Here is a 25,899-nt window from a genome sequence, read left to right on the forward strand (position 1 = left end):
CTCTATCTAGTGATGAGCCTTAGTTGCACTTAAGCAGCTAAGGAAGTGCTGCACTTCTAGCTGCCTACAAAAGGTGATAAGTGGATGAAACCTCTTATCACCTTTTTTTAGAAAGAAAAGTGGAGGCGGTTCGCTAAAGCTCCAACTTTAATGAGCTAACCGCTGGAACGGGACATTTTTGTAAAGTGTCACTTTGTTTCATATATAAGAACTTATAAAAAATTTAATATTTATATAACTCAAGGAGGAAACTTCAAATGGCAATTACTGCACAATTAGTAAAAGAACTTCGTGAAAAAACTGGCGCAGGTATGATGGACTGCAAAAAAGCACTAGTAGAAACTGATGGTAACATTGAAGCTGCTATCGACTTCTTACGTGAAAAAGGTCTTTCATCTGCTGCAAAAAAAGCAGACCGCATTGCTGCAGAAGGAACTACTTATATTTTAGCTGAAGGCAATGAAGCTGTTATTTTAGAAGTAAACGCAGAAACTGACTTTGTAGCTAAAAATGAAAAATTCCAAGTATTAGTAGCTGAATTAGCGAAACAAATTTTAGCTGAAAAACCTGAATCAGTAGAAGCTGCTTTAGAAGTTACAAATGCAGAAGGTGTTAAAATTGCTGATCAAATCTCAACTGCAGTAGCTACTATTGGTGAAAAAATCACTCTTCGTCGTTTTGAAGTTAAAACAAAAACTGATAGCGATGCTTTCGGTTCTTACTTACACATGGGTGGACGCATTGGTGTATTAGTAGTGCTTGAAGGTTCTACTGATGAAGATGCTGCTAAAGATGTTGCTATGCACATTGCTGCTATTAACCCAAAATATGTATCTCGTGATGAAGTTTCTGAGGAAGAAGTTGCTCATGAACGTAAAATTTTAACAGAACAAGCACTAAACGAAGGTAAACCTGAAAATATCGTTGCAAAAATGGTTGAAGGTCGTCTTGGAAAATACTTCGAAGAAATCTGTTTATTAGACCAAACTTTTGTTAAAAATTCAGACCAAAAAGTTCGTGACTTTGTAAAAGCTACAGGTGGAAATGTAACATCATTTGTACGTTTTGCAGTTGGTGAAGGTATTGAAAAACGTGAAGATAACTTCGCTGAAGAAGTAATGAACCAAGTTAAAGGTAACTAATCAATTCAAATAATAAATTGTGTGATGAACACAATTGATGGAAGATAGGGAGCACAATTTGCGTGTTCCCTATTTTTCAAGATATTGCATATATAGATGGTTGAATTTTAATAATGAGTAACGGAGGTTTACTATGAGTGTGCCACAATATAAACGAGTAGTAATAAAATTAAGCGGCGAAGCGTTGGCAGGTGAGGCAGGTTTCGGTTTATCACCAAAAATCATCAAATCTGTTGCTGAAGATATTAAAGAAGTAGTAGAGCTTGGTGTTGAGGTAGCGGTAGTTGTTGGCGGTGGAAACATTTGGCGTGGAAAAGTCGGCAGTGAAATGGGAATGGATCGCGCCTCAGCAGACTACATGGGAATGCTAGCAACAGTGATGAACTCGTTAGCTTTACAAGATGCGTTAGAAAAATTAGAAATTGAAACTCGTGTACAATCTTCAATTGTGATGACACAAGTGGCGGAGCCTTACATACGTCGAAAAGCAGTTCGTCATCTCGAGAAAAAACGTGTTGTTATTTTTGCAGCAGGTACAGGGAATCCATTTTTCTCAACAGATACAACAGCTGCATTACGGGCTGCTGAAATTGATGCAGATGCAATTTTAATGGCAAAAAATAATGTTGATGGTGTATATTCTGCAGATCCAAAAGTTGATGAAAATGCAGTAAAATATGACACACTCACATATTTAGAGGTAATTCAACAAGGATTGCAAGTTATGGATTCGACAGCTTCCACTTTATGTATGGACAACGACATACCATTAATAGTATTCTCTATAATGGATAAAGGAAATATTAAACGCGCCGTACTCGGTGATAAAATTGGAACAGTCGTTAGGAGGAATGTTTAATGCCTAAGCAAGTATTAGAACAAGCAAAAGACAAAATGAATAAAACAATTTCTGCATTTACACGAGAACTAGCTTCAATTCGTGCAGGACGTGCCAACGCATCACTGTTGGATAGAATTACAGTTGATTACTATGGTGCACCTACTCCAATCAACCAACTAGCAGGTGTTTCAGTACCAGAAGCACGATTGCTTGTGATTACACCTTATGATAAAACGATTTTAGGTGAAATTGAAAAAGCAATTATGAAATCTGATATTGGGATTACACCAACAAATGATGGAAATGTTATTCGTTTAACAATTCCTGCTTTAACAGAAGAACGTCGTAAAGATCTTGTTAAAGTTGTGAAGAAAGAAGCGGAGGATGCAAAGATTGCAATCCGTAATGTACGCCGTGATGCCAACGATGATTTGAAAAAATTAGAGAAAAATGGCGATATTACTGAAGACGATCTACGTGGTTATAGTGACGATATTCAAAAACTAACTGATGAATATATTGTCAAAGTAGATGAAGTTGCAAAAGATAAAGAAAAAGAAATTTTATCTATTTAAAAAGGCGTTTGCAGTTAGAGAATGATAAATACAGTTTTTAAGGCAAGGGACGCCGGAACTTTTAAAAATTTATAGTGAACAAAAAGTGGATTAGGACGTCCTTTTTAATAGGACGTCTTTTTCTCTTAATAAGAGAGGAAAAACTTTTGATATGAATAGCTGCAACCTTGTCCACTACGGCTCGGCTAAAGCGCTGCACTTTTCTTAAAAGAGATAGGTTTTTTATACATAAAAACAAATAAGTGGCTTAATATGAAAATGTTTATAAAGAAAAAAAGGACACAAACATTCGTTTTTGATATGATAATTAAGAATACGTCCAAAATGTTGTCAGGTGGAGGAATAAGATGTTCAAAGGAATATTTGGAAAGTCAAAAAAAGAAAAGAAATCGTTGGTGGAAAATGGTAATCTTTCAATCAATGACTATATACCTTCCCATATTGCAATCATTATGGACGGCAACGGACGGTGGGCTAAAAAAAGAGCAATGCCAAGAATAGCTGGTCATCATGAAGGAATGAAAACGGTTCGAAAAATTGCACGTATTGCAGATGATTTAGGGATAAATGTATTAACACTGTATGCATTTTCAACCGAAAATTGGAAAAGACCGAAAACTGAGGTAGATTATTTAATGGGTTTACCTGAAAAGTTTTTAAATTCCTTTTTGCCAGAGATTATGGAACGCAATATTCGAGTGCAAATGATAGGTGATAAAGACGCTTTACCAGCTAATACGCAGACTGCATTAGAGGAAGCAATGGAAAAAACAAAAAATAATACTGGATTGATATTAAATTTTGCTATGAATTATGGAAGTCGGTCTGAAATTGTTAAAGCATTCAAGGATATAATGATAGAAGTAAGTAATGGCAATTTAACAATCGACTCAATCGATGAAAATACAGTGAATCAATATTTAATGACATCGCAGCTACCAGAACCAGATCTACTCATACGCACTAGTGGAGAAGTTCGTTTAAGTAATTTTATGTTGTGGCAACTCGCCTATACGGAGTTTTGGTTTACTGATACGCTTTGGCCTGATTTTGATGAACAAATATTTATGGAAGCTATTCAGGCTTATCAAAAGCGGAATCGGCGCTACGGTGGGTTGAAAGGGGAAGAAATTCGTTGAAGCAAAGAATTATTACGGGGGTAATTGCTGCTGCATTATTTATCCCATTTGTTTTAATTGGCGACCTGCCATTTACACTTTTGGTATATCTAGTAGCAGCAATTGGGTTGTTTGAAATCCTCCGAATGAAAGGTATATCAATTTTTTCTATACCGGGATTAATTGGTGCCTTGACAGTGTTCGCGCTTTTAATTCCGAATTTATGGGCGGACAAAATTATTGAAAGGTTTAATTATACAAAATTAGAGTTCGTTATTATTGCTATCATCCTATTATTAGTTTATTCCGTTATTGTAAAAAATCGATTTACTTTCGATCATGTAGCATTTGTATTGTTAAGCTCATTTTATGTTGGCATTGGCTTCCACTATTTAATTGAAACGCGTGAAGCCGGATTACAATTCATTATTTATGCTTTACTTGTTGTTTGGGCTACGGACTCAGGTGCCTATTTTACAGGAAGGAAAATAGGGAAAAATAAACTTTGGCCTGAAATTTCACCAAATAAAACAGTAGAAGGCTTTATTGGTGGTATTGTAATTGCTGTTACATTCGCATGTTTAATGCAAGTTATTTATCCATTTAATATTTCCTGGGCTGCGTTAATCATCATCACAATTGTATGTTCAATTTTTGGCCAAATGGGAGATTTAGTTGAATCAGCCATTAAAAGACATTATGATGTAAAAGATTCAGGAACAATTTTACCAGGGCATGGTGGAATACTGGATCGTTTTGATAGTTTATTATTTGTATTACCATTATTAAATTTACTGCATTTTGTAGGATAACAGGACAAGCTTCACAAGTTTAAAAAGGATAAACGTGATGCAGGAAATTTGTTATTTGAAGGGAAGTAATTTTTTGAAAAAAATAAGTTTATTAGGGGCAACTGGTTCTATTGGATGGCAAACGGTTGACATTTTGTTAAACCATCCTGAAAGCTTTAAGCTTGTTGCTTTTTCAGTAGGTAAAAATATTGAAAAAACTCGTGAAATTATTGACCATCTACAGCCAGAGCTTGTATCAGTTCAAGATGAGAGCGATGCATTGGCATTGCAAAAGGATTACCCCCATGTCCAATTTGCCTTTGGTGCTCAGGGGTTAATCGATGTTGCTACTCATCCAGAATCAACGGTTCTAGTAAATGCTGTACTAGGTAGTGTAGGTTTAGAATCAACACTCGCAGCTATTCGTATGGGCAAAACGATTGCCATTGCGAACAAGGAGACATTGGTAACTGCCGGACATTTAGTAATGTCTGAGGCAAAAAAATATAATGTACCTATTTTACCTGTTGATAGTGAGCATTCTGCTATTTTTCAATCAATGAATGGTGAAAATCCGAAGCAAATAGAGAGACTTATTTTAACTGCATCAGGTGGATCGTTCCGTGATAAAACACGTGAACAATTAAAAAATGTAACAGTAAAAGATGCTTTGAATCACCCGAATTGGTCAATGGGAGCAAAGATTACAATTGACTCAGCTACAATGATGAATAAAGGTTTAGAAGTGATTGAAGCGCACGTTTTGTTTAATATGCCTTATGAAAAAATTGATGTTTTATTGCATAGAGAAAGTATTATTCACTCATTAGTTGAGTATCATGATACAAGTGTCATTGCTCAGTTAGGTACACCTGATATGCGTGTGCCAATCCAATACGCACTAAGTTATCCAGATCGATTGCCACTTAAAGGCGGTCAACGCTTAAATTTAGCACAAATTGGACAACTTCATTTTAAAGAAGTAGACTTTGACCGCTATCGTGCTCTCAAGCTTGCTTATGATGCAGGAAGAGCAGGAGGTACGATTTTAACGGCAATGAATGCAGCAAACGAAGCAGCAGTTGCACTATTTTTACAAGAAAAAATTACATTTTTACAAATCGAAGAAATTATTGAACAAGTAATGATAAATCATAACAATACTTTAATACCAGATTTAGAAACAATACTACATGTAGATAAAGAAACAAGAAAAACAGTAGTAAGCATGGTAAAATAGATAGAGTGAGCATAGACTAACAAAACTTGCTCTTAAAGGTGGGATTTTATGCAAACTGTTCTTGCGTTTATTATTGTTTTCGGTTCCCTTGTGTTTTTCCATGAACTTGGACATTTTATTTTTGCTAAGCGTGCAGGGATTCTAGTTCGCGAATTCGCAATTGGTATGGGTCCGAAAATTTTCGGAATGACAAAAGGTGAAACGTTATATACAATCCGATTATTACCACTTGGTGGATATGTCCGTATGGCTGGAGAAGATACTGACACGGTTGAATTACAGCCTGGGTATAGAGTCGGACTAATTTTAAACAGAGATAACGTCGCCGAAAAAATTTATTTAAACCAAAAAGTCCAAAATCCAAATGTACTTTTTATGGAGGTTGAGCGTGCCGACCTAGAAAAAGGGTTATGGATTGAAGGATATGATGAAGATGATCAATTTGTCCGAATTAAAGTATCTAGAAAAGCTACAATAGTTGAAAACGGAAATGAAACAATTATTGCACCATTTGATCGACAATTTAATTCGAAAAAAGTTGGTCAACGTGCTATGACTATTTTTGCGGGTCCGTTATTTAATTTTATTTTAGCATTCGTTGTTTTTGTTTTTATCGCTTTAATGCAAGGAGTGCCAACTAATGAACCGGTTATTTATGATGTGGTTGATGATGGTCCAGCTCAAGCAGCAGGGATGGAAGCAGGAGACCTTGTAAAGGAAATTGATGGAGTTGCTATTGAAGATTGGAATTCACTATCAGGCACTGTGCAAGAGAACCCTGGACAACCATTAAAATTCTTAGTTGAACGAGATGGACAAGAACTAGAATTAACGTTAACCCCTCAATCAGTTGAAAAAAGCGGAAAAGAAGTTGGACAAATTGGTGTTATGTATCAAAGTCCTGTTGAAAAAAATCCTTTAAAAGCAGTTGTCTTTGGTGCTCAGCAAACATGGGATTATACGGTGCTAATTCTTGATCTATTGGGCAAGCTTGTTACAGGTCAATTTACAATCGATGTACTTTCTGGTCCAGTAGGAATTTATAAAGCAACAGAAACTGTTGCACAATATGGTGTTTATAATTTAATGAATTGGGCAGCAGTGTTAAGTATTAACCTAGGTATCATGAACTTATTGCCGCTACCAGCTTTAGATGGTGGACGACTATTATTCTTCGGAATTGAGGCATTGCGAGGAAAGCCAGTCGATCGGCAAAAAGAAGGGTTGGTTCATTTTGTAGGAATAGTCCTTTTAATGATTTTAATGGTCGTGGTTACTTGGAACGATATCCAAAGATTTTTCTTTTAATATGAAAAGGGAAAGCGACCTGCTTAGCCTTTCTAAATTAAAGAAAACATATCCTTTTAATATATGATTGAATTTTTAGTTAACCTTATTCGTTTATGGTAAAATCCAAAATGAATAAGGTTAAATCTTTTTTTGCTCCATTTACTGTAAAAAATTGCTTATACGCATATAGAAGATTAGTATGCTATGCTAAACTTAGTAAGTTTTGAAAAGAAAAGGTGAGCACTTATGAAACAAAGTTTAACTTTAATTCCAACAATGCGTGAAGTGCCTTCTGAAGTTGAAGCTCGCTCTCATAAAATGCTGCTTCGTGCCGGTTTTATACGACAAAGTACAAGTGGTGTTTATTCATATTTACCATTAGCAAAACGTGTATTAACAAAAATAGAAAAAATGATTCAACAAGAAATGGAATCGTTAGGCGCAATTGAAATTTATTTACCTATTATTCAACCTGTTGAAATATGGGAACAATCTAATCGATATGAAAATTTCGGTAAAGAATTAATGCATTTTAATGATCGAAGCGGTCGACATTTGCTGCTTTCTCCAGCACATGAGGAAGCTGTAACGATGTTAGTCCAAGAGGGAATCAAATCTTATAAAAAACTGCCTCTAATATTATTTCAAATTCAGACGAAGTTTCGCGACGAAATCCGACCTCGCTATGGCCTACTCCGTAGTCGGGAATTTATAATGAAGGATGCTTATTCTTTTCATGCGAATAATGAGTGCTTAGAGAATACATATAATAAGATGGTTCAGGCCTATTCCTCCATTTTATATCGTGTCGGAATAAATTACCGAATTGTTCAAGCGGATTCAGGTATAATAGGAGGGGCTTCTGCAGAGGAATTCATCGTCCCTTCAGAAGAAGGAGAAGCAATTATTGCGTTTTCAGATCAATCCAACTATGCAGCAAATATTGAAGTTGCAGAAGTGGTAGATCAAGGTGTTATCTCTGATGAACATTTAAAGTCTTTAGAAAAAATTGCTACTCCAGATGTCGAAACAATGGAAGACGTATGTGCATTTTTAAACATGCAACCTTCAAACTGCATTAAATCACTATTATTTAAAGCTGATGATAAGTATGTAGTTGTATTGGTTCGTGGTAATCATAAAATCAATGAAATAAAATTAAGAAAAGTATTGCATGCAAAATCTCTTTGTTTAGCAAATGAAAAAGAGATTCAGCAGCTGTTAGGGTGCTCTGCTGGATCGATTGGTCCGATTAAGCTTCCAGTAGACGTTAAAGTTATCGCTGATTTAGCGATTCAATCAGTACGCAACAGTGTTGCAGGAGCAAATGAGGATGGATATCATTATATTCATGTTAACCCTGAAAGGGACTTTGCTATCAATTCGTATGAAGACATTCGCTATATTCAAGAGGGTGATCCTTCACCTGATGGAAACGGATCTATTCGCTTTGAAAAGGGAATTGAAGTAGGGCATATTTTTAAGCAAGGTACAACATTTTCAGAAACATTTAATGCAAACTTTGTTGATGACAATGGTGAATCAAAACCTATCATAATGGGAAGCTACGGTTTTGGCATTACGAGATTATTAGCAGTAGTTGCAGATAAGTATCAAGATGAACATGGTTTTATTTGGCCAAAACAATTAGCCCCTTATGATATTCATTTAATGCCTACTAATTCTGATGATGATGTTCAATTAAGTCTAGCAAATGAGCTTTATAATATTTTAACGTTCTATCGCTTTGAAGTATTGTTTGATGACCGAAATGAAAGTGCTGGAGTTAAATTTGCTGATGCAGATCTAATTGGCTTGCCTGTTCGTGTAACGATAGGGAAAAAAGCAAGTGAAGGAATTGTTGAAGTAAAAATACGAAGTACAGGTGAAACTTTCGAATGGGCAAAAGAAGAGCTTGTCGATCATTTAAATGAGTTTTTTAGAAGTAATTAATAAATTTCTATATAAAGGTTGTCCAAAAAATTTCTTCTTGAGATAATAAGTACGAGTAAGAATTTAAGAAATTTATTTTAGGCATATACTTGTTGGTTTTCGTTTTAGGCTGCGCTCCGGGGAAAGCTTCCGCATGCCCCCTACGATACTCGTCACAAATACATTTGGAGCGGAAATCAACAATTTAGAAAGTACAACTCAGTATAAAGTTGAGTTGTACTCCTTTTACTTTTCGGACAACATTATAAAAATAAATTAAGTAGGTGGTGAGTTGAATGTTAGACAATCAAGAAGCAAGAGAAAGATTTTTAACCTTATTACAACAATTGCAATTGACTGAAGATGTCTACATGTCATTTTTTGAACAAGGAGAACTCACACGGCTGACAGTTCATAAGAAAAATCGTGTATGGTGTTTTGCAATTAAATTAAAAAATATTTTGCCTTTTCAAGTCTATCAACTGTTTCGTACTAGAATGGCTGAACAGTTTAATCATATTGCACAAGCTACATTTACCATTGAGGCAAGCAATCCAGAAGTAACAGAACAACTTGTGACAGATTATTGGTTAACAGCTGTTGAACAATTAGATGCTTCTCCACCATTGAAAAATAGATTAATCAATCAAATGCCAAAGTGGAATGGGAATAAATTAACAGCTTGTTGTATGTCAGAAATTGAACAGTTAACATTAAAATCTAAATATGCACAAAAAATCGTAGAAGCTTACGGCTCATTAGGTTTTCCGCCATTTTCAGTAGATTTTCAGCTACTTGAAGAAACGGATGAAATGAGAGAGGCACAGCTTTTATATATAGAACAGCGTCAAATGGAGGAAGCTGAACTTGCTAGACAAGCAATGGAAGATTTCCAAAAACGTGAAAAGGCTAAAAGTGAAAATCCAGCAGCAGTTGCGAACAGCGGTCCTTTCCAACTGGGAGTTCAAATTAAAGAGACAGAAACGATGGAAATTCGCCGTATTTTAGAGGAAGAACGCCGCATCGTAATTGAAGGATACGTATTTGCAGTTGACATTAAAGAGCTGAAAAGTGGGCGTTCTTTATTAGAGTTGAAAATTACTGACTATACGGACTCAATCTTAGTAAAAATGTTCTCTCGAGACAAAGAAGATGCGGAAATGATGACCCAATTGAAAAAAGGAATGTGGGTGAAAGTTCGCGGTTCTGTTCAAAACGATACATTCGTTCGAGACTTAGTTGTTATGGCTCAAGATATTAATGAGGTATATAAAGAGCCGCGAAAGGATACAGCACCTGAGGGGGAAAAACGAGTAGAACTCCACCTTCACACGCCAATGAGTCAGATGGATGCCGTGACACCAATTGATCAGTTAGTCGCACAAGCAGCAAAATGGGGGCATCCTGCGATTGCCATTACAGACCATGCAGTTGCACAAGCTTTTCCAGAGGCATATGCTGCAGGGAAAAAGCATGGAATAAAAATTATATATGGAGTTGAAGCAAACATAGTAGATGATGGCTCCCCGATTGCATATGCAGAGCAGCATATTGCTTTAGATGATGCAACATTTGTTGTATTTGACGTGGAAACAACGGGTCTTTCTACTGCTTACGATACTATTATTGAACTTGCCGCTGTAAAAATTAAAGAAGGTAAGGTAATCGATAAATTCGAACGGTTTGCAAATCCGCATAAGCCTTTAACTGCAAAAATTATCGAGTTAACTCATATTACTGATGATATGCTGCAGGATGCACCTGAAGTCGACCAAGTAGTGTCAGAGTTCAAGGAGTTTATTGGAGATGCCATTGTAGTAGCACATAATGCTTCATTCGATATTGGCTTCCTTTATACTGCCTATGAAAAAGCTGGGATACACGGAGTAATACATCCTGTTATTGATACATTGGAATTATCACGTTTCTTAAACCCGACGTTAAAAAGCCATCGTTTAAATACGCTATGTAAACGATATGGTATTGAATTAACACAGCATCACCGTGCGATTTATGATACAGAGGCAACAGGAGAATTAATGCTTCATCTATTAAAAGAAGCGAAGGAGCAAGGCATCAATTATCATGATGAATTTAATAAGTATATAGACAAAAATGAAAGCTATAAGCAATCTCGCCCATATCACTGTACAATTTTAGCAATTGATAATGAAGGGCTAAAAAATTTATTTAAACTTATTTCGATTGCCCATACACAAACCTTTTACCGAGTTCCTCGAATACGCCGTTCTGACTTAGTAAAATTGCGCAAAGGTTTATTAGTTGGCTCTGGATGCAGTAAAGGCGAGTTGTTTGAAACGATGATGAACAAATCGACTGAGGAAGCCGAAAAGGTTGCCAAGTTTTATGATTATATTGAAGTTCAACCAAAACCAGTCTATTCACAACTAATTGAAGATGGTGCAATTCATGATGAGTGGAATCTAGAGGATATTATCCGCAAGCTTGTAAAACTAGGGAAGAGATTAGATAAGCCAGTTGTTGCAACAGGAAACGTTCATTACCTCCATCAAACAGATGCTATATTTAGACAGATTTTAGTTGGTTCTCAAGGGGGAGCAAACCCATTAAACCGCTACAAATTGCCTGAGGTTCATTTCCGTACTACAAATGAAATGCTTGAGGAGTTTGATTTCTTAGGTCCAGATTTAGCTAAAGAGATTGTAGTAACAAATTCTCAGAAAGTAGCAGATATGATTGGTGATGTTAAACCGATTAAGGATGAATTGTATACACCTAAAATTGAAGGCTCTGACGATGAGGTAACAAATTTAACATATGAAATGGCGCATAAAATTTATGGTGAGGACTTGCCCGAGATAGTAAAGGCGCGTATTGAGAAAGAATTAAAATCGATTTTAGGGAACGGATTCGGCGTTATTTACTTAATCTCTGCTAAGCTTGTTAAAAAATCACTATCTGACGGTTATTTAGTTGGTTCGCGTGGTTCTGTTGGATCATCGCTTGTTGCGACTTTTATGGAAATAACAGAGGTTAATCCATTGCCGCCGCACTATGTTTGCCCGAACTGTAAAAATGTTGAATTCTTTGATGACGGTTCTGTAGGTAGTGGTTTTGACTTGCCGAATAAAGACTGTCCGAAATGCGGAACACGTTATAAAAAAGATGGACAGGATATCCCGTTTGAAACGTTTCTTGGCTTTAAAGGAGACAAAGTACCCGATATCGACTTAAACTTCTCTGGAGAATATCAGCCACACGCACACAATTATACGAAAGTGCTTTTTGGAGAAGACTATGTTTACCGTGCAGGAACGATCGGTACTGTTGCTGAAAAAACTGCATACGGCTATGTAAGGGGTTATTCAAATGACCATAATATAACCTTCCGTGGGGCAGAAGTTGATCGTCTTGTACAAGGATGTACAGGGGTAAAAAGAACAACTGGCCAGCACCCAGGCGGGATTATTGTTGTACCTGATTATATGGATATATACGATTTTACGCCTGTTCAATACCCTGCTGATGCCCAAGATGCAGAATGGAGAACGACGCATTTTGACTTCCACTCCATACATGATAATGTTCTGAAGCTCGATATACTAGGGCACGATGATCCGACAGTAATTCGGATGCTGCAAGATTTATCTGGGATCGATCCGAAAACAATTCCAACCGATGATCCGGTAGTTATGAAAATATTTTCAAGTCCAGAATCACTTGGTGTTACAGAAGAACAAATTGGCTGTAAAACAGGTACACTTGGTATTCCTGAATTCGGAACACGTTTTGTTCGTCAAATGTTAGAGGATACGAAACCTTCAACATTTAGTGAACTTGTTCAAATCTCAGGATTATCACATGGAACTGACGTATGGTTAGGAAATGCACAAGAGCTTATTCAAAACGGTACATGTGTCCTGTCAGAAGTAATTGGTTGTCGTGATGATATTATGGTTTATTTAATCTATCAAGGGTTAGAGCCAAGTTTTGCTTTTAAAATTATGGAGTCTGTTCGTAAAGGAAAAGGTTTAACTGAAGAAATGGAAGCAGAAATGCGCGCACAAAATGTACCGGAATGGTATATCGATTCTTGTAAAAAAATAAAATATATGTTCCCTAAAGCCCATGCAGCTGCATATGTTTTAATGGCTGTGCGTATAGCATGGTTTAAAGTGCATCATCCTATCTTATATTACGCTGCTTACTTTACAGTACGTGCAAGTGATTTCGATTTAATAGCGATGACGCAAGGGTCTGCAATGATCCGCACACGAATCGATGAAATTAATGCAAAAGGTTTAGATGCATCTAAAAAGGAAAAAGATTTATTAACGGTTCTTGAATTGGCGTTAGAAATGTGTGAACGCGGCATGAGTTTCAAAAAAGTTGACTTATATCGTTCACAAGCAAGTGAATTTGTCATTGATGGCAATTCTTTAATACCTCCTTTTGATGCGATTCCTGGTCTTGGAACAAACGTTGCGAAAGCAATTGTTGCTGCACGAGAAGAAGGAGAATTCTTATCAAAAGAAGATTTGCAACAACGTGGACGTGTTTCAAAAACGTTAATTGAGTATATGGATAGCCTCGGCTGTCTAGATGGGCTGCCAGATGCCAACCAGCTTTCATTATTCTAGAAATGCAAATTCTAATTACCATTAGAGTGACACATTTACGTAAATTTGCATTAAGTAAGATTTTGTGCTATTGTAAAGGTAATAATTTGTTGATAGTTTTGCAGCAAAAGAGTGGGGCCTTCCCGCTCTTTTCTGTTGTTATGCTAATCCAAATTTAATTACCATTGAACGAACACCTTGTTCTGACGTTAATTTCACCAACTTAGGTGGAATTTCTATTTTTCTAAACAACAAAGCATACAATTTTAAAATTGCGACTATAGTAAGCCGCAGACTTATTATCTGTGTTTTCCTTTAATAAAGGAAAAGCATGAACTTGTTTGGATTTTTAGTACTCCAAACACAATGTAAGTAATGTCGGCTTTTCGCAAAAAAGAGTTAGGACGCCTACGCTTTACTTTAAGCAACAACTAGTTATATTAATAAGCAAAAAACAATTACGTTTAGGAGGATACTATGAGCAAAGTAACGTCAGTAATTGAAGAGCTTGTTACACCAATTTTAGAAGACTTAAATCTTGAACTAGTCGATATAGAGTTTTTAAAGGAGGGCCGCGATTGGTTTCTTCGCGTCTATATAGATACACCTGAAGGCGGAATCGATATTGACCAGTGCGCTCAAGTTAGTGAGCGTCTAAGTGTAGTTCTGGATGAAAAAGATCCAATCGAGCAAAACTATTATTTAGAAGTTTCTTCACCTGGAGCCGAGCGTCCTTTGAAGAAAGAAGCAGATTTCGAAAAAGCAGTAGGCAAATTTATTTATGTGAAAACATATGAGCCAATAAAAGATATGAAAGAATTTCAAGGTTATTTGAAGGCATATACTGAACAAGGTTTAGAGCTTGAAGTTCGGATTAAAACTCGTAAAATTAACATTTTTATTGAAAAAGAAAAAATCGCAAAAGCACGGCTTGCAATTGATTTTTCATCAAACTAGCTATTTAGGAGTGAAAATAGAATGAGTAGTGATTTATTAGATGCTTTAACTGCTCTGGAACAGCAAAAAGGCATTTCAAGAGACGTTTTAATTGAAGCAATTGAGGCGGCATTAGTAACTGCATATAAACGTAACTTTAATCAAGCACAAAATGTTCGTGTTGATTTAAATTTAGAAAATGGTTCAATGGTTGTTTACTCACGTAAGGATGTAGTAGAAGAAGTAGAAGATGATCGTCTTCAAATTTCTCTTGAAGAAGCGAAAAAAATCAACCCTGCTTATGAAATTGGTGATGTGTTAGAACAAGAAGTAACGCCGCGTAATTTCGGCCGTATTGCTGCTCAAACGGCTAAACAAGTTGTAACGCAGCGAGTTCGCGAAGCTGAACGTGGATTAATCTATGAAGAATTTGTTGACCGCACAGACGATATTGTTAATGGTACAATTGAACGTCAAGATGCACGCAACATTTATATTAGCTTAGGTAAAGTTGAAGCTGCATTGCCAGTAAATGAACAAATTCAAGGTGAAGTTTATAAACCTCAGTCAAGAATTCGCGTTTATATTACAAAGGTTGAACGTACAACACGCGGACCACAAGTAATTGTTTCTCGCACACATCCAGGATTACTTCGAAGACTTTTCGAAATGGAAGTTCCAGAAATTTATGAAGGCATTGTAGAAATTAAATCAATTGCTCGTGAAGCAGGAGATCGTTCGAAGATTTCTGTTTATGCACATAACGAAGAAGTCGATGCAGTAGGGGCTTGCGTTGGTGGGAAGGGTGCACGCGTACAAAATATCGTAAATGAGTTGAATGGTGAAAAAATCGATATTGTAGAGTGGTCAGAAGATCCAGTTGTATTCGTAGCAAATGCACTTAGCCCATCTAAAGTACTAGATGTTATTGTGAATGAAGAAGAAAAATCAACTACAGTTGTTGTACCTGATTACCAATTATCACTTGCTATCGGTAAACGTGGTCAAAATGCTCGACTTGCAGCAAAACTAACAGGGTGGAAAATTGATATTAAAAGTGAATCAGATGCCCGCGAGTTAGGTATTTACCCTAATGAATCAAGCCGATTTATCCAAGATGATGAAGATATTGATACTTCAAACGATGAAATCGAATACGATCTTTATCAAGATAACGAAGAATAAACATAACACGCTATATGCATAATTAATGAATATTTTTCGTTTTAAGGGAAGGTGAAGTTCTCATGTCGACTAAAAAAAAGGTACCATTACGCAAATGTGTTGTAACTGGCGAGATGCTTCCTAAAAAATCAATGATACGCATCGTTCGTTCAAAAGAAGGAGAAGTATCTGTAGATATTACAGGAAAAAAATCAGGACGTGGCGCATATATATCAAAGTCTGAAGAGGCAGTTGACATTGCGCGGAAGAAAAATATATTAGAGCGTCAATTAGAAGTGAAAATCCCTGATGAAGTCTTCGATGAACTAATCAAATTAATTCGCAGGGAGTCTATTTTATGAGTGTACAATTCCTTCAACTATTAGGACTAGCCGCAAGAGCAAGGAAAGTAGTTTCAGGCGAAGAGTTAGTAGTAAAGGAAATAAGGAATAACAACGCAAAGCTGGTAATATTAGCATCTGATGCGTCAAATAATTCTAGTAAAAAAATTCAAGATAAATGTACGTATTACAACGTTGAGTATCATGTGTTTGGTGATCGCTACCAGCTAGGGACTGCAATTGGTAAAGAAGCACGTGTCGCACTCGCTATAACAGATAGTGGATTTGCGAAGAAGATGTCTAGTCTACTCAACGAAAAATAATCGGGGGTGAGCAGATGACCAAATTAAGAGTTCATGAATATGCAAAAAAAGTAAATAAATCAAGTAAAGAAGTAATCGAACAACTAAACAAACTAAACATTACTGTTTCAAATCATATGTCGATGCTTGAAAGTGAAGCTGTAACTAAATTAGATTCTGTTTTTAATCAAGGAAATTCAGCGAATCAAACTTCTAAACAAAAAGTAATGAGCGATACGAAAAAATCTGCACCAAAAGCTCAAAATAAACAATCAGAACAACAGCCTATTAAACCACAGAAAAAAGCTGGTAATGAACATAAACAAACGCCTAATGGAGCTGGCGAAAAACATAAAAGTAAGGGTAACCATAACAAAAACATGGAACAACAACAAAACAACAACAAAAATAAAGGCGGATTTAACCAACGTAAGAAACCAGGAATTCATGGTGGGAAACGTCGCCAACCAAAACATCATCAACCTCAAGCAACTGTAACACCAAAAGAACTGCCAGAAAAAATTACTTTCTATGAATCTTTATCTGTTGCAGAACTTGCGAAAAAATTACACCGTGAACCATCAGAAATTATTAAAAAATTATTTATGCTTGGAGTAATGGCAACAATTAACCAAGAGTTAGATAAAGATGCAATTGAATTAATTTGCGCTGACTATGGTGTAGAAGTAGAAGAAGAAGTACGTGTTGATATTACGGATTTAGAAGTATATTTCGAGCAAACTGAAGTAAATGAAGATGAATTAAAGGAACGACCACCAGTTGTAACGATTATGGGACACGTTGACCATGGTAAAACAACATTGCTGGATTCAATTCGTAATACAAAAGTGACTGCTGGCGAAGCAGGTGGAATTACACAACATATAGGTGCATACCAAGTTGTAGTAAATGATAAAAAAATTACATTCCTTGATACACCAGGTCACGCTGCATTTACAACAATGCGTGCGCGCGGAGCAAAAATTACTGATTTAGCAATTATTGTTGTAGCTGCAGATGATGGTGTAATGCCACAAACTGTTGAAGCGATTAACCACGCAAAAGCGGCAGAAGTTCCAATTATTGTTGCAGTGAATAAAATGGATAAACCTTCTGCAAATCCTGACCGAGTAATGCAGGAATTAACTGAACATGGTCTAGTTCCTGAAGACTGGGGCGGTGACACAATATTTGTTCCAATATCTGCCCTAAAAGGTGAAGGTATTGATACGCTTTTAGAGATGATACTATTAGTATCTGAAGTAGCAGAACTAAAAGCAAATCCTAATCGTTCAGCAATCGGTACAGTAATTGAAGCTCAATTAGATAAAGGTAGAGGTTCTGTTGCTACATTATTAGTTCAAGATGGTACATTGCGTATCGGGGACCCAATCGTTGTAGGTCATGCTTATGGACGTGTACGTGCAATGGTAAACGATCTAGGACGCCGTGTAAAAGAAGCTGGACCAGCAACTCCAGTAGAAATTACGGGAATAAATGAAGTTCCACAAGCAGGAGATCGTTTTGTTGTATTTGAAGACGAAAAAACTGCTCGCCAAGTTGGAGAATCTCGTGCAATGACTGCAATTCAAGCAAGTCGTTCAGAAAAACAACGCGTGACATTAGACAATTTATTTGAACAAATGTCTCAAGGCGAAGTAAAAGAATTAAATATTATCGTGAAAGCAGACGTTCAAGGTACTGTTGAAGCAATGGCTGCATCATTAATGAAAATTGATGTAGAAGGCGTTAATGTGAAAATTATTCATACTGGTGCAGGTGCTATTACGGAATCAGATATTTCACTTGCTGCAGCTTCAAATGCCATTGTCATTGGTTTCAACGTACGTCCAGATGCAAATGCAAAACGTGCTGCTGAAGAAGAAGGAGTAGACATTCGATTACACCGAATCATTTATAAAGTGATTGAAGAAATCGAAGCTGCGATGAAAGGTATGCTTGACCCAGAATTTGAAGAAAAAATTATTGGTCAAGCGGAAGTACGTCAAACAATTAAAGTTTCAAAAGTTGGTACAATCGCTGGTTCTTATGTAACGGATGGTAAAGTAACTCGTGATTCTGGCGTTCGTGTAATTCGTGATGGCATCGTAGTTTATGAAGGTGAACTCGATTCGTTAAAACGATTTAAAGATGACGCGAAAGAAGTTGCGAAAGGTTACGAATGCGGTATGACAATTAAAAACTTCAACGACATTAAAGAAGGCGATATAATTGAAGCCTTCATTATGGAAGAAATTAAACGATAGTGATTGTCTACGTGGAAGTGGAATTTATGATTCCAACTGCCCATTCGTTAAAAGAAAAGAGAGCAGTTCTCCAGCGAATGATTACTCGTACAAAGCAAAAGTTCAATGTTTCGATAGCAGAAATTGACCATCAAGATGTGTGGCAACGGACAAGATTAGCTTTAGTGTCCGTTTCCTCATCGAAGGCAAGTGCAGAGCGTGAAATCAACCACGCACTGCATTTTCTTCAATCAAATCCTGCATGGGAACAGCTTGAGGTTTGGCGAGATTATTTATAACTAGACTAAATTTTAAGGGTGATGGCTAGGTATAATATCAATATATAAATACCTTATAAAAAAACATCCCTTTAATAAAGAGGTGGCACATCTTATGTCATTACGTTCAAATCGTATAGCTGAGCAAATGAAAAAAGAGCTTGGCGATATTATTACTCGTAAATTAAAAGACCCGCGTGTTGGATTTGTAACCATAACGGATGTAGACGTTACTGGTGATCTTCAACAAGCAACTGTCTATATTTCTTCTCTAGGAAACGATCGTGAGCGTGAAGAAACATTAAAAGCTTTAGTAAAAGCTTCTGGTTTCATTCGTACTGAAATTGGGAATCGAATTCGTTTGCGTCGAACACCTGAAATAACATTTGAATTTGATTCATCGATTGAATACGGAAACAAAATTGATGCGCTGTTACGTTCTCTCCATGAAGAGTAAATTCTAAAGGGAACTATAAAGTTGAACTTTAGTCAGTAGAGGTCTTCATCCCCTACTGATTGTTAGTGGAACTTATTAGGAGAAGTTGATCACCACCTACCATTACTCGACTCTTCTAAAGTTGAAATAGTAGGATTTCTACTTCTCGTCAATGCGGGACAAAAATTTAAAGAGTATAGGTCTACATCTGCATAATGTTGTGCAATGTAGACTTTTCTTTTTATCGAGTTCAGAATTTTTGTATGATAAATTTCATTTATCTCATAGCTAATATTAAAGGAGAACTACAATGAACGGCATTATAGCGCTATGGAAAGAGCGAGGCATGACTAGCCATGATTGTGTTTTTAAATTGCGCAAAATCTTAAAAACGAAAAAAATTGGTCATACGGGAACATTAGATCCAGCAGTTGAAGGAGTCCTGCCTATTTGCATTGGGCAGGCGACAAGAATTGCAGAATATCTAACTGATGCTGGCAAAACATATGAGGCGATTGTTAGTATTGGCAAATCAACTACAACAGAGGATGCTGAAGGGGAAACAGTCGAAGCAGATGAAACTTATAAAAAGATTTCAAGACAGCAGCTATTAGAAGTATTAGAATCTTTAACAGGTCGGATAGAACAAACTCCGCCAATGTTCTCTGCTGTAAAAGTAAATGGTAAAAGACTTTACGAATACGCTCGTAAAGGTGAAGTTGTAGAACGCCCAACAAGAACTGTAACGATCTATTCGATGCAATTGCTTGATGATTCAACAGTTTTCGAGGGGGAAGAAATAACATTTCGTTTAAGAATTGCGTGCAGTAAAGGAACGTATATCCGTACACTTGCTGTACAAATTGGGGAAAAATTAGGTTTTCCTGCACATATGTTATCTTTAATCCGTACTGCCTCTGGAACATTTACTAAGGAGAATTGTGTCACAATAGAACAAGTGGAAAACATCATGAATGAAGGAAATATTCAAAATATCATTCTTCCTGTAGAATATGCATTAGCTAATTATCCATTTGTTGAAATTGATTCATCAAATGATAAACAAATTATAAATGGACAAGTGCTTCCGATACATGCCTTTTTAAGAGAAAGTGATAAAATTGTGTTTAGTAAGCAAGGAAAGGCTTTAGCCGTTTATATAGCACATCCAACAAAAGAAGGATTCATGAAGCCTGAAAAAATGTTCCCAAATTTAATATAGGAGGCAAAATCCACAATGAATATTATTCATTTGAAATATCCACATCAGTTAAATCAACTAGATCAAACGGCTGCATATTCATTAGCAGTCGGATTTTTTGATGGTGTACATAAAGGTCATCAAGCTGTCATAAAAACTGCAATCGACAAAGCGCAAGAGTTAAAGATTGAGAGTGCAGTTATGACATTTGATCCCCACCCATCTATCGTATTAGGTGGGCGAAAGGAAAAAGTATTTTACATAACACCATTACAACAAAAGCTGGACATATTAAATGATCTGGGTGTAGATAATGTTTTTGTTGTTCAATTTACATCAGATTTTGCTAAGCTTTCTCCAGAAGATTTTATTCAATACTTTATTCGGGATTTAAATGTTAAACATGTCACTGCAGGATTTGATTTCTCATTCGGAAATTTTGGCAAGGGCAATATGGAAACGATGAAAGAATTAAGCAATGGAGATTATGGTGTAACGATTGTGGATAAACTAAGTGATGATGCAGAAAAAATAAGCTCTACAAGAATACGTCAATATCTACAAGATGGAGATATGGAAAGTGCAGCGAAATTATTAGGACGAGCATTTGAAGTGCCAGGTATAGTCGTTCATGGGGATAAGAGAGGGCGTACAATTGGTTTCCCAACTGCAAATATTCAAGCGATAGAAGGTAGTTTTATTCCTGCAACCGGTGTATATGCTGTGAGAATTTTAGTTCAAAACAAATGGTATGATGGTGTTTGTAATGTGGGATATAAACCAACGTTTAAAAACCCTGATGACCGACAATTATCAATTGAAGTGCATATTTTAGATTTTAATAAAAATATTTATGGAGAAGAAGTACAAGTTGGTTGGTATAAACGTCTTCGAAGTGAACAAAAATTTGACGGCATCGATGCATTAAAGGCTCAAATTGAAAAAGATAAAGAGGAAGCAATTCTTTACTTCAAGCACCTATCATAATATTTGCTTGTAAATCTAAAGTATGGTACACTTCTTTAAGTGTATTACGCACTAAACCTTAGCTCGGCTTTTCGATTCTCCAACGACTGCTGTGCTATTGGTGTTAAATTATTATTTAGGAGGTCCATAAGACTATGGCAATCACAAAAGAACGCAAAAATGAAATTATCGCTGAGTACCGCACTCACGAAGGAGATACTGGTTCTCCAGAAGTACAAATCGCAGTATTAACTGCAGAAATCAATGCTTTAAACGATCACTTACGTACTCATAAAAAAGACTTCCACTCAGAACGTGGTCTTCTTAAAAAAGTTGGTCGTCGTCGTCACTTATTAAAATACTTACGTGAAACAGACGTACAACGTTACCGTGAATTAATCCAACGTCTTGGATTACGTCGATAATAAAGAAAAGCGAAAGCGCCCTGCATCTGCCGCTATCACTTTCGATGCAGAATAAATTTTGCACACGTGGGAAGTAGGGGCTGGGCGCTGCAGCTAGACAGTAAAAAGCATGACCAACATAGCGTTGGCCAAAAAAGCGGGAATATTCCCGCTTTTTATTTATGTAAAATCTTTTTTTAAATAAAAAAGAAATAAATGATATTCTCCTAAATAAATTGTAAAAAATATACGAAATAGCCATAATTAAATTGAAAATATTTAGCATAGAAATTGCTTTTTTGATACACTTACTATGATATATATTCGTAACGTAGTGTGTTTCATTAAGAAAGGGGTTCATTAAATGACCGAAAAAAAAGTCTATTCATATGAATGGGCTGGCCGCCAACTAGTAGTTGAGGTAGGACAGCTAGCAAAACAAGCAAATGGTGCAACATTAGTACGCTATGGTGAATCAGCAGTACTTGCAACAGCCACGATGTCAAAAACTCCAAAGGCATTAGATTTCTTCCCACTAACGGTGAACTATGAAGAACGTCTTTATGCAGCTGGTAAAATTCCCGGTGGATTTATTAAGCGTGAAGGTCGACCATCAGAGCATGCGATTTTAGTTTCACGTTTAATTGACCGTCCAATTCGACCAATGTTCCCAGACGGATTCCGTAATGAAGTACAAGTTATTTCAATGGTAATGTCTTCTGATCCTGATTGTCCTACTGATGTGGCGGCAATGTTTGGTTCATCATTGGCATTAGCTATTTCAGATATTCCATTCAATGGACCAATTGCTGGAGTACATGTTGGTTACATTGATGGTGAATTTGTTATCAATCCGACTGTTGAACAAGTAGAAAAAAGTACTATTCACCTATCTGTGGCAGGAAATAAAGATGCCATTAATATGGTTGAAGCAGGTGCATTAGAAGTACCTGAAGAAATTATGCTTGAAGCTATTATGTTCGGTCATGAAGAAATTAAGAAATTAATTGCATTCCAAGAACAAATTGTTGCTGAAGTTGGAAAAGAAAAAATTGCAGTTGAACTATTTGAAATTAACGAAGAACTTTCTGCTCAAGTTAAAAAACTTTGTGAAGAAGATATGATTGCTGCAATTCAAACAGTAGAAAAGCATGCGCGTGAGGAAGCTATAACAGCTGTTAGGGAACGTGTTATTGCAGGCTACGAAGAACAAGAAGCAGACGAAGAAACATTAAAACAAGTAAAAACAATTTTAGATAAAATGGTTAAAGATGAGGTTCGCCGTTTAATTACAGAAGAAAAAATTCGTCCTGATGGTCGTAAGGTTGATGAAATTCGACCACTTTCTTCTGAAGTTGGCTTATTACAACGTGCACATGGCTCAGGCTTGTTCACACGTGGACAAACTCAAGCGCTATCAATTTGTACATTAGGACCATTGGGTGACGTGCAAATTATAGACGGTCTTGGTTTAGAAGAGTCAAAACGCTTTATGCACCACTATAACTTCCCGCAATTCTCAGTTGGTGAAACAGGACCAATGCGTGGACCTGGACGACGTGAAATAGGACATGGGGCATTAGGTGAACGTGCATTACTCGCAGTTATTCCTGACGAATCTGAATTCCCATATGCAATTCGTTGTGTATCTGAAGTTTTAGAATCAAATGGTTCAACTTCACAAGCATCAATCTGTGCTTCAACACTTGCGATGATGGATGCGGGTGTACCAATTAAAGCTCCTGTAGCTGGTATTGCAATGGGTCTTGTTAAAAAAGGCGAACATTATACTATTTTAACGGATATTCAAGGAATGGAAGACCACCTTGGAGATATGGACTTTAAAGTAGCAGGTACAGCAAAAGGTGTAACTGCACTTCAAATGGATATTAAAATTGACGGGTTATCTCGAAACATTTTAGAAGAAGCACTGCAACAAGCAAAAGCTGGTCGTATGATTATATTAGAATCAATGCTTGCTACACTTGCTGAGCCGCGTACTCACTTATCTAAATATGCTCCAAAAATTGAAGTGGTTCATATCAATCCAGATAAAATCCGTGATGTAATTGGTTCTGGTGGTAAAACAATTAACAAAATTATCGATGAAACTGGCGTAAAAATTGATACTGAACAAGACGGTACAATTTATATTTCTTCTGCTAATGAGGAAATGAACAAACGTGCTAAAGAAATCATCGAATCTATTGTACGTGAAGCAAAAGTGGGCGAGTACTATATGGCAACAGTAAAACGTATCGAGAAATTCGGCGCATTCTGTGAAATTTTCCCAGGAAAAGACGGCTTGCTACACATTTCAGAAATTCAAGAAGAACGTACAAACAAAGTAGAAGATGTATTAAAAATTGGTGATCAACTACTAGTGAAATGTATTGAGATTGATAACCAAGGGCGTGTAAACTTATCGCGTAAAGTGGTAATTAAAGAAGAAAAAGAACGTGCTGAACAAGCCTAATTAATGAATAAGCTAGAACTTATCGGATAACTATAGCCTCGCTTCATTTGATGAAGCAGGCTAATTTAAGGAAGGTGCCCATGATTTTAAACTAGGGTGGCCTTTTTTTATTGTCCGGGAAAACAAATTAGCCCTTGCGCTTTTCTAACTGGCTCTTTTTATATGAATATTGTATTGTATGAAGAAGATATATTTTCTTATGAATTTAGCTAAAAGAAAGACAAAAAGAAAAAGAGAGGTAAGAAATTGGTTACTGTTTATACATGTCATAATGGCGTTCGCATCGTATCAGAACATATTCCACATGTCCGTTCAATCTCTGTAGGGATATGGGTAGGGGTTGGATCGCGATCTGAATTGCCTGAAGAAAATGGAATTACACATTTTATTGAGCATATGCTCTTTAAGGGGACGAAAACGAGAACAGCTCGCCAAATTGCAGAAGAATTTGATCGAATTGGCGGTGAAATTAATGCGTTTACTTCAAAAGAAAATACTTGTTATTATGCAAAAGTGTTAGATCATCATGGTGAACTGGCAATTTCTATACTTGCAGATATGTTTTTTAATTCAGAGTTTGCAAAGGTGGAATTGGAAAAAGAGCGCCAGGTTGTTTTAGAAGAAATTTTAATGAGCGAGGATGCACCTGATGATGATGTTCATGAACAATTATGGCGCGTTATGTACCCGACCGACGCTCTAGGTCTACCGATTTTAGGTACAAGCGAAACATTACAGACATTCACAAAAGACACAATCCTTCAATATATGGATAAACATTATTACCCAGAAAATATTGTCATCTCAGTTGCTGGTAATATAACTAAGGACTTGCTACTTCACATAGAAAAGTTGTTTAGTCGTTTTGAGCATTCCCCTAAGGCTGTAGAAACGACACTTACTTTCCCAACATTTCATTCTGGCAAATATGTCAAACAACGTGATGTAGAGCAGTCCCATATTGCTATTTCATATCCAGCAATAGGAGTAAAACACCCAGATTTAAATAGCTTTATTGTTTTAAATAATATAATTGGCGGCAACACATCCTCAAGACTATTCCAAGAGGTAAGGGAAGATCGTGGACTCGCTTATACAATTTTTTCCTATCAGTCATGCTATGAGGATGTCGGAGCATTGACAATATATAGCAGTACAACAAATCAACAGCTACCATTATTACAGCAAACAATTGATAAAACTTTAAATACAGTTCGTTCTTCAAGGGTTACAAAAACAGAATTGGAAAATGCAAAAGAGCATTTAAAAGGCAGCTTCGTTTTAGATTTAGAGGGTACCAGTGCAAGAATGAGCCGCAATGGAAAAAATGAACTTGTTCATGGCCGCCATAAAACAATCGATGAAACTATCTCAGAAATCGATTCGGTATCGATGGACAAAATAGATGAACTTATTGACACTATATTAGGTGCAGAACCTGCTGTTGCGATTATTGGTCAAGGAGTTAATGAAAAAGTTGTTTCCTAAAAAGGAGACAACTTTTTTATATTTTTCTAAATAAAATCGTCTCTTAAAGAATAAAAGTAATATAAACTAACGATTTATATTTTCGTTAATTTTTTATAACATTCAGAACTTGAGTTGAAGGGGCACCTTCA

General features: G+C 36.4%; 21 protein-coding genes. All 21 read left to right on the plus strand.

The features are described from left to right. The first annotated feature begins 257 nt into the window (after positions 1 to 257). The 21 genes from tsf to EKG35_RS03865 all read left to right on the plus strand — a co-directional run bounded on the left by tsf (position 258) and on the right by EKG35_RS03865 (position 25,768). Positions 258 to 1,142 carry a translation elongation factor Ts gene (tsf, locus tag EKG35_RS03765; RefSeq protein ID WP_126292988.1) on the plus strand — a complete coding sequence of 295 codons (885 nt, stop codon included), beginning with the start codon at positions 258 to 260 and terminating at the stop codon, positions 1,140 to 1,142. A 133-nt stretch (positions 1,143 to 1,275) separates the two neighbouring features. Next, positions 1,276 to 2,001 carry a UMP kinase gene (pyrH, locus tag EKG35_RS03770; RefSeq protein WP_126292989.1) on the plus strand — a complete coding sequence of 242 codons (726 nt, stop codon included), beginning with the start codon at positions 1,276 to 1,278 and terminating at the stop codon, positions 1,999 to 2,001. Continuing rightward, the gene (gene frr, locus EKG35_RS03775) at positions 2,001 to 2,558 is read left to right on the plus strand and encodes a ribosome recycling factor (protein ID WP_126292990.1); all 558 of its coding nucleotides are present in this window, start codon (positions 2,001 to 2,003) and stop codon (positions 2,556 to 2,558) included. Before pyrH ends, frr begins: the two co-directional genes overlap by 1 nt. Before the next feature lie 347 nt (positions 2,559 to 2,905). Continuing rightward, the gene (locus tag EKG35_RS03780) at positions 2,906 to 3,697 is read left to right on the plus strand and encodes an undecaprenyl pyrophosphate synthase (protein WP_126292991.1); all 792 of its coding nucleotides are present in this window, start codon (positions 2,906 to 2,908) and stop codon (positions 3,695 to 3,697) included. Then, entirely contained in the window at positions 3,694 to 4,488 is a 795-nt protein-coding gene (locus tag EKG35_RS03785; protein WP_126292992.1) for a phosphatidate cytidylyltransferase, read from the plus strand. Before EKG35_RS03780 ends, EKG35_RS03785 begins: the two co-directional genes overlap by 4 nt. A 73-nt stretch (positions 4,489 to 4,561) precedes the next feature. Further along, positions 4,562 to 5,707, plus strand: a complete 1,146-nt coding sequence (dxr, locus tag EKG35_RS03790; RefSeq protein ID WP_126292993.1) for a 1-deoxy-D-xylulose-5-phosphate reductoisomerase — start codon at positions 4,562 to 4,564, stop codon at positions 5,705 to 5,707. A 48-nt stretch (positions 5,708 to 5,755) separates the two neighbouring features. Continuing rightward, positions 5,756 to 7,015, plus strand: coding sequence for an RIP metalloprotease RseP (gene rseP / locus EKG35_RS03795; protein ID WP_126292994.1), 1,260 nt, complete (start codon positions 5,756 to 5,758; stop codon positions 7,013 to 7,015). A gap of 228 nt (positions 7,016 to 7,243) precedes the next feature. Continuing rightward, positions 7,244 to 8,950 carry a proline--tRNA ligase gene (locus EKG35_RS03800; protein WP_126292995.1) on the plus strand — a complete coding sequence of 569 codons (1,707 nt, stop codon included), beginning with the start codon at positions 7,244 to 7,246 and terminating at the stop codon, positions 8,948 to 8,950. A 275-nt stretch (positions 8,951 to 9,225) separates the two neighbouring features. Then, positions 9,226 to 13,551 (plus strand): PolC-type DNA polymerase III, encoded by a 4,326-nt coding sequence (locus EKG35_RS03805; RefSeq protein WP_126292996.1) that lies wholly within the window; start codon positions 9,226 to 9,228, stop codon positions 13,549 to 13,551. A 456-nt stretch (positions 13,552 to 14,007) separates the two neighbouring features. Next, a complete protein-coding gene (gene rimP / locus EKG35_RS03810) occupies positions 14,008 to 14,487 on the plus strand; it encodes a ribosome maturation factor RimP (RefSeq protein ID WP_126292997.1) in 480 nt (159 codons plus the stop codon). Between the two features lie 21 nt (positions 14,488 to 14,508). Beyond that, positions 14,509 to 15,651, plus strand: a complete 1,143-nt coding sequence (nusA, locus tag EKG35_RS03815; protein WP_126292998.1) for a transcription termination factor NusA — start codon at positions 14,509 to 14,511, stop codon at positions 15,649 to 15,651. A gap of 62 nt (positions 15,652 to 15,713) precedes the next feature. Next, entirely contained in the window at positions 15,714 to 15,992 is a 279-nt protein-coding gene (gene rnpM / locus EKG35_RS03820) for an RNase P modulator RnpM (RefSeq protein WP_126292999.1), read from the plus strand. Continuing rightward, on the plus strand, positions 15,989 to 16,294 hold the full coding sequence (locus tag EKG35_RS03825) for a YlxQ family RNA-binding protein (RefSeq protein WP_126293000.1): 306 nt from the start codon (positions 15,989 to 15,991) through the stop codon (positions 16,292 to 16,294). The genes rnpM and EKG35_RS03825 overlap by 4 nt, the downstream gene beginning before the upstream one ends. A gap of 14 nt (positions 16,295 to 16,308) precedes the next feature. Continuing rightward, entirely contained in the window at positions 16,309 to 18,540 is a 2,232-nt protein-coding gene (infB, locus tag EKG35_RS03830) for a translation initiation factor IF-2 (protein ID WP_126293001.1), read from the plus strand. Beyond that, positions 18,540 to 18,818 (plus strand): DUF503 domain-containing protein, encoded by a 279-nt coding sequence (locus tag EKG35_RS03835; RefSeq protein ID WP_126293002.1) that lies wholly within the window; start codon positions 18,540 to 18,542, stop codon positions 18,816 to 18,818. Before infB ends, EKG35_RS03835 begins: the two co-directional genes overlap by 1 nt. A gap of 94 nt (positions 18,819 to 18,912) precedes the next feature. After that, positions 18,913 to 19,254 carry a 30S ribosome-binding factor RbfA gene (gene rbfA / locus EKG35_RS03840; protein ID WP_126293003.1) on the plus strand — a complete coding sequence of 114 codons (342 nt, stop codon included), beginning with the start codon at positions 18,913 to 18,915 and terminating at the stop codon, positions 19,252 to 19,254. 289 nt (positions 19,255 to 19,543) lie between these two features. Next, a complete protein-coding gene (truB, locus tag EKG35_RS03845; protein ID WP_126293004.1) occupies positions 19,544 to 20,455 on the plus strand; it encodes a tRNA pseudouridine(55) synthase TruB in 912 nt (303 codons plus the stop codon). Positions 20,456 to 20,470: 15 nt separating this feature from the next. Then, entirely contained in the window at positions 20,471 to 21,421 is a 951-nt protein-coding gene (gene ribF, locus EKG35_RS03850; protein ID WP_126293005.1) for a riboflavin biosynthesis protein RibF, read from the plus strand. A 134-nt stretch (positions 21,422 to 21,555) separates the two neighbouring features. After that, positions 21,556 to 21,825 (plus strand): 30S ribosomal protein S15, encoded by a 270-nt coding sequence (rpsO, locus tag EKG35_RS03855; protein WP_126293006.1) that lies wholly within the window; start codon positions 21,556 to 21,558, stop codon positions 21,823 to 21,825. Between the two features lie 343 nt (positions 21,826 to 22,168). Next, on the plus strand, positions 22,169 to 24,280 hold the full coding sequence (pnp, locus tag EKG35_RS03860; protein ID WP_126293007.1) for a polyribonucleotide nucleotidyltransferase: 2,112 nt from the start codon (positions 22,169 to 22,171) through the stop codon (positions 24,278 to 24,280). Positions 24,281 to 24,526: 246 nt separating this feature from the next. Continuing rightward, the gene (locus tag EKG35_RS03865; RefSeq protein ID WP_126293008.1) at positions 24,527 to 25,768 is read left to right on the plus strand and encodes a M16 family metallopeptidase; all 1,242 of its coding nucleotides are present in this window, start codon (positions 24,527 to 24,529) and stop codon (positions 25,766 to 25,768) included. Positions 25,769 to 25,899 lie beyond the last annotated feature (131 nt).

This window comes from Lysinibacillus telephonicus (assembly GCF_003966145.1).
GTDB classification, from domain to species: domain Bacteria; phylum Bacillota; class Bacilli; order Bacillales_A; family Planococcaceae; genus Ureibacillus; species Ureibacillus telephonicus.